Genomic DNA, 4,440 nt, shown 5'->3' with positions numbered 1-4,440 from the left:
GCATCGACAGGGCATAGCGCAACGGTTCGCGTTGCAGGGCTGCCGGGTCACGCTCCAGCGCACTGATCAGCGAGCGATACCCTTCACGCAGGTTCAGATCGTCACCACCATAAACTTCCATGGTGTCTTTCGGGTCCATGACCAGCAGGCTGCCGAGCATACAGCTCAGCGCCGCCTCGCTGGCTTGACCGGTCTTGGCGATCTTGTCGACCAGTACTGCCGCCTGGAATACGCCACCCAGGGCGATCAGTTGTTCTTGGGTCGGGGTCATCAGCGCTTGTCCTTGCTGTGCCAAGGTTCGGCTACTTCGATAACGCCGCCACCGAGGCAGATTTCGCCGTCGTAAAACACCACGGATTGGCCGGGGGTCACTGCGCGTTGAGGTTCAGCAAATGTCACGCGATAGCCCGTAGCCGTTTGTTCGAGCGTGCACTGCTGATCGCTTTGGCGATAACGCACTTTGGCAGTCAATTGGCGCGGCGTAGTCAAGTCGACCGGGTTGACCCAATAAATGTCGGACGCAATCAGTGCTTGAGAGAATAACCAAGGGTGATCATTGCCCTGGCCAACGATCAGTTCGTTGTTTTCCAGGTCTTTGATCAGCACGTACCACGGGTCATCACTGGCGTCTTTCAATCCGCCAATGCCTAGCCCCTGACGCTGACCGATGGTGTGATACATCAAGCCGTTGTGGCGACCGATGACTTCACCTTCGGTGGTCTTGATCTCACCGGGTTGGGCAGGCAAGTACTGCTTGAGGAAGTCGCTGAAGCGCCGTTCACCGATAAAGCAGATGCCGGTGGAGTCCTTCTTCTTCGCGGTGGCCAGATCATGCTTTTCAGCGATGGCGCGCACGGCGGGCTTTTCCAGTTCACCAACCGGGAACAGCGTCTTGGCGATCTGTTCGCCGCCCACGGCATGCAAGAAGTAGCTCTGGTCCTTGTTGGCGTCCAGGCCTTTAAGCAATTCTGTACGGCCATCGATGTCGCGGCGGCGCACGTAATGGCCGGTGGCGATCAGGTCGGCACCCAGCACCATTGCGTAGTCGAGGAACGCCTTGAACTTGATTTCGCGGTTACACAGGATGTCCGGGTTAGGCGTGCGTCCGGCTTTGTATTCTTCCAGGAAATGCTCGAACACGTTGTCCCAGTATTCGACGGCAAAGTTGGCGGTGTGCAGCTTGATGCCAATTTTGTCGCAAACAGCCTGAGCGTCCGCCAGGTCTTCGCGCGCGGTGCAGTAGTCCGTTCCATCGTCTTCTTCCCAGTTCTTCATGAACAGGCCTTCCACTTGATACCCCTGCTCAATCAGCAGAACGGCAGAAACGGAAGAGTCGACGCCGCCGGACATACCGACGATAACACGCGTCTTTGCAGGGTCGTGGGGGGCTTGATCACGCATAGGGATTCGATGTGTGTCTGTAAAAAGGACGCGATTCTAACAGGCTGTCGGCGCCAAGGCTAAACCAGTGATCAATCACGTATGAGCTCCAGGTCGTGTAGTGGTCCGGCAAGGTAATCGTCGATGCAACGCATCACCAATTCGCTGCGCCAGCGTTCGGGCTGGCTGAACAGCTCGTCACGGCTGAGCCAGAGCGCTTGCACGATGCCGGTGTCCAGCACGCGTTCCATGTGGTGCAGAAGCGGCTTGGCGACAAAACACACGCGCTGGTAGGTCACGCCGTTGCTGGGAGCGGTATACAAATAAATGCCAACGACGCCCGTCAGTTCGACGTCCCAACCCGTTTCTTCAAGGGTTTCGCGCACGGCTGCCTGACGCAGGGTTTCATTGGGGTCAAGATGCCCAGCCGGCTGGTTGAGTACGTGTCTACCTTCCTTGAACTCCTCGACCAGCAAAAACCGGCCTTGAACTTCAACGATAGTCGCCACGGTAATGTGGGGGTGCCAATCCATTTGAATGTTCGCCCTCTGTAAAAGGAGAATGGCGCAGAGGCACAAACCCCGGCACTTGGCCGGGGTCTGTGACAGGTCTGGCGCTAAAGCGCCTGCCGGTTGTGCCTTAAGCCAGCGAGGCGATCGCAGCGTTCAAGGTTTTGCTTGGACGCATGACTTCGCTCGCCAACTTAGGATCAAAGCGGTAGTAACCGACGATGTCCACTGGCTTGCCCTGAACGGCGTTCAATTCGGCAACGATGGTTGCCTCGTTGTCTGCCAGGGTTTTGGCCAATTTGCTGAACGGCGCCTGCAGGCTGGCATCTTCAGTTTGAGCGGCCAACGCTTGAGCCCAGTACAATGCCAGGTAGAAGTGGCTGCCGCGGTTGTCGATGTTGCCGACTTTGCGCGATGGCGACTTGTTGTTGTCCAGGAACTGACCGGTTGCCTGGTCGAGTGTGCTGGCCAAAACCTTGGCTTTCGAGTTGTTGTAGGTGACGCCCAGGTGCTCGAGCGATGCCGCCAACGCCAGGAACTCGCCCAGCGAATCCCAGCGCAGGAAGTTTTCTTCCAGCAGTTGCTGAACGTGCTTCGGTGCCGAACCGCCAGCGCCGGTTTCGAACAGGCCGCCGCCAGCCATCAGCGGTACGATCGACAGCATTTTAGCGCTGGTGCCCAGTTCCATGATCGGGAACAGGTCAGTCAGGTAGTCGCGAAGTACGTTGCCGGTCACCGAGATGGTGTCTTGACCCAGGCGGGTGCGCGCCAAGGTGAAGTTCATGGCGTCCACTGGGGACATGATGCGAATGTCCAGGCCAGAGGTGTCGTGGTCTTTCAGGTAGGTCTGAACCTTCTCGATCACTTGGGCGTCGTGCGCGCGCAGTGGGTCGAGCCAGAACACGGCCGGGGTGTTACTGGCGCGTGCGCGGTTGACTGCCAGTTTGACCCAATCCTGGATCGGTGCGTCTTTGGCCTGGCACATGCGCCAGATGTCACCCGCTTCTACGGTCTGTTCCAGCAGCACAACACCTTTGTCGTCGGTAACCCGCACAACGCCAGGCGTCTTGATTTCGAAGGTCTTGTCGTGGGAACCGTACTCTTCGGCTTTTTGCGCCATCAAACCAACGTTAGGCACGCTGCCCATGGTGGTCGGATCAAACGCGCCGTGTTTTTTGCAGTCTTCGATCACGGCCTGGTAGATCGTCGCGTAGCAACGGTCCGGGATCACAGCCTTGGTGTCTTGCAGAACGCCAGCGGTGTTCCACATTTTGCCGGAATCACGAATCATCGCAGGCATCGAAGCATCAACGATGACGTCGCTTGGAACGTGCAGGTTGGTGATGCCTTTGTCGGAGTTGACCATCGCCAGAGGAGGGCGAGTGGCGTAGACCGCCTGAATGTCAGCTTCGATCTCAGCTTGCTGTGCGGCTGGCAAGGCTTTAATGCGCGAGTACAGATCGCCAATGCCGTTGGCCAGGTCGAAGCCGATTTCTTTCAGCACTGCAGCGTGCTTCGTCAATGCGTCTTTGTAGTACTCAGCCACGATGATGCCGAACATGATCGGGTCGGAGACCTTCATCATGGTGGCTTTCAAGTGAACCGATAGCAGTACGCCTTGCTTTTTAGCGTCTTCGATTTCTGCGGCGATGAAGCTGGTCAACGCTTTTTTGCTGATGCTCGAGGCATCAATGATCTCGCCAGCCTTCACGCTGGTTTTTTCTTTCAAGACGGTGGTACCGCCGTCTTTAGCGATCAATTCGATTTTGACACTGCCAGCGGCTTCGATCAGTGATGATTTTTCGCTGCCATAGAAATCACCGTTGTTCATGTACGCAACGTGTGACTTGGAATCTGCACTCCAGGCGCCCATTTTATGCGGGTGCTTGCGAGCGTAGTTTTTGACCGAAAGCGGTGCACGACGATCAGAGTTACCTTCGCGCAACACTGGGTTCACAGCGCTGCCCTTGATCTTGTCGTAGCGGGACTTGGATTCTTTGTCAGCGTCGCTAGTCGGTACTTCCGGGTAATCGGGTACATCAAAACCGCTTGCTTGCAGTTCTTTGATGGCGGCGATCAGCTGGGGAACCGAGGCACTGATGTTAGGCAGCTTGATGATGTTGGCTTCTGGTGTGGTCGCCAGTTCGCCCAGCTCGGCAAGGTGGTTCGGCACCTTTTGCTCGGCACTGAGTTTCTCGGGGAAGCTTGCCAGGATGCGGCCTGCTAGCGAGATATCGCGCGTTTCAACGTCGATATCAGCAAAGGCCGTGAAGGCTTCGATGATCGGCAGCAGGGAGTAGGTGGCGAGTGCAGGAGCTTCGTCGGTAAAGGTGTAGATGATTTTCGAGCGGATGGACATTTTTTGGTAACTCTCTTCTTTGCTGAGCGTGCACAAAATCTCGAGATGCGCAGGATAGGCGCTTTCGTCCAAAGTCATCAATGAGGCGAAAGTCGAGGGTTCGTCGCGGTGATGAGGAATGCATCCATACTGCTTCAAGCGCTTGGGCTCAGGTAGCTTGAGCTTAGGTAACCGCGGCTTGATTAGAGGGCT

At 56.6% G+C, this 4,440-nt stretch carries 4 protein-coding genes; all 4 read right to left on the bottom strand.

Annotation, left to right across the window (positions count from 1 at the left end):
• Positions 1-271, bottom strand: a 271-nt coding sequence (locus M0974_RS02525) for a DUF489 family protein (RefSeq protein ID WP_297832307.1), incomplete at its 3' end; no start/stop codon positions are given.
• Entirely contained in the window at positions 271-1,401 is a 1,131-nt protein-coding gene (gene mnmA, locus M0974_RS02520) for a tRNA 2-thiouridine(34) synthase MnmA (RefSeq protein ID WP_297832304.1), read from the bottom strand. The genes mnmA and M0974_RS02525, both read right to left, overlap by 1 nt.
• A 71-nt stretch (positions 1,402-1,472) precedes the next feature.
• On the bottom strand, positions 1,473-1,913 hold the full coding sequence (locus tag M0974_RS02515; protein ID WP_297832302.1) for an NUDIX hydrolase: 441 nt from the start codon (positions 1,911-1,913) through the stop codon (positions 1,473-1,475).
• A gap of 106 nt (positions 1,914-2,019) precedes the next feature.
• The gene (locus M0974_RS02510; RefSeq protein ID WP_297832310.1) at positions 2,020-4,248 is read right to left on the bottom strand and encodes an NADP-dependent isocitrate dehydrogenase; all 2,229 of its coding nucleotides are present in this window, start codon (positions 4,246-4,248) and stop codon (positions 2,020-2,022) included.
• Positions 4,249-4,440: the final 192 nt, after the last annotated feature.

This window comes from Pseudomonas sp. (assembly GCF_026224925.1).
GTDB lineage: Bacteria > Pseudomonadota > Gammaproteobacteria > Pseudomonadales > Pseudomonadaceae > Aquipseudomonas.
This window is presented reverse-complemented; position numbering and strand designations above follow the sequence as displayed.

Excerpts from the sequence above, each read along its gene's own strand:
- mnmA (WP_297832304.1), bottom strand. The coding sequence starts at position 1,401 with ATGCGTGATCAAGCCCCCCACGACCCTGCAAAGACGCGTGTTATCGTC.
- M0974_RS02515 (WP_297832302.1), bottom strand. The coding sequence starts at position 1,913 with ATGGATTGGCACCCCCACATTACCGTGGCGACTATCGTTGAAGTTCAA.
- M0974_RS02510 (WP_297832310.1), bottom strand. The coding sequence starts at position 4,248 with ATGTCCATCCGCTCGAAAATCATCTACACCTTTACCGACGAAGCTCCT.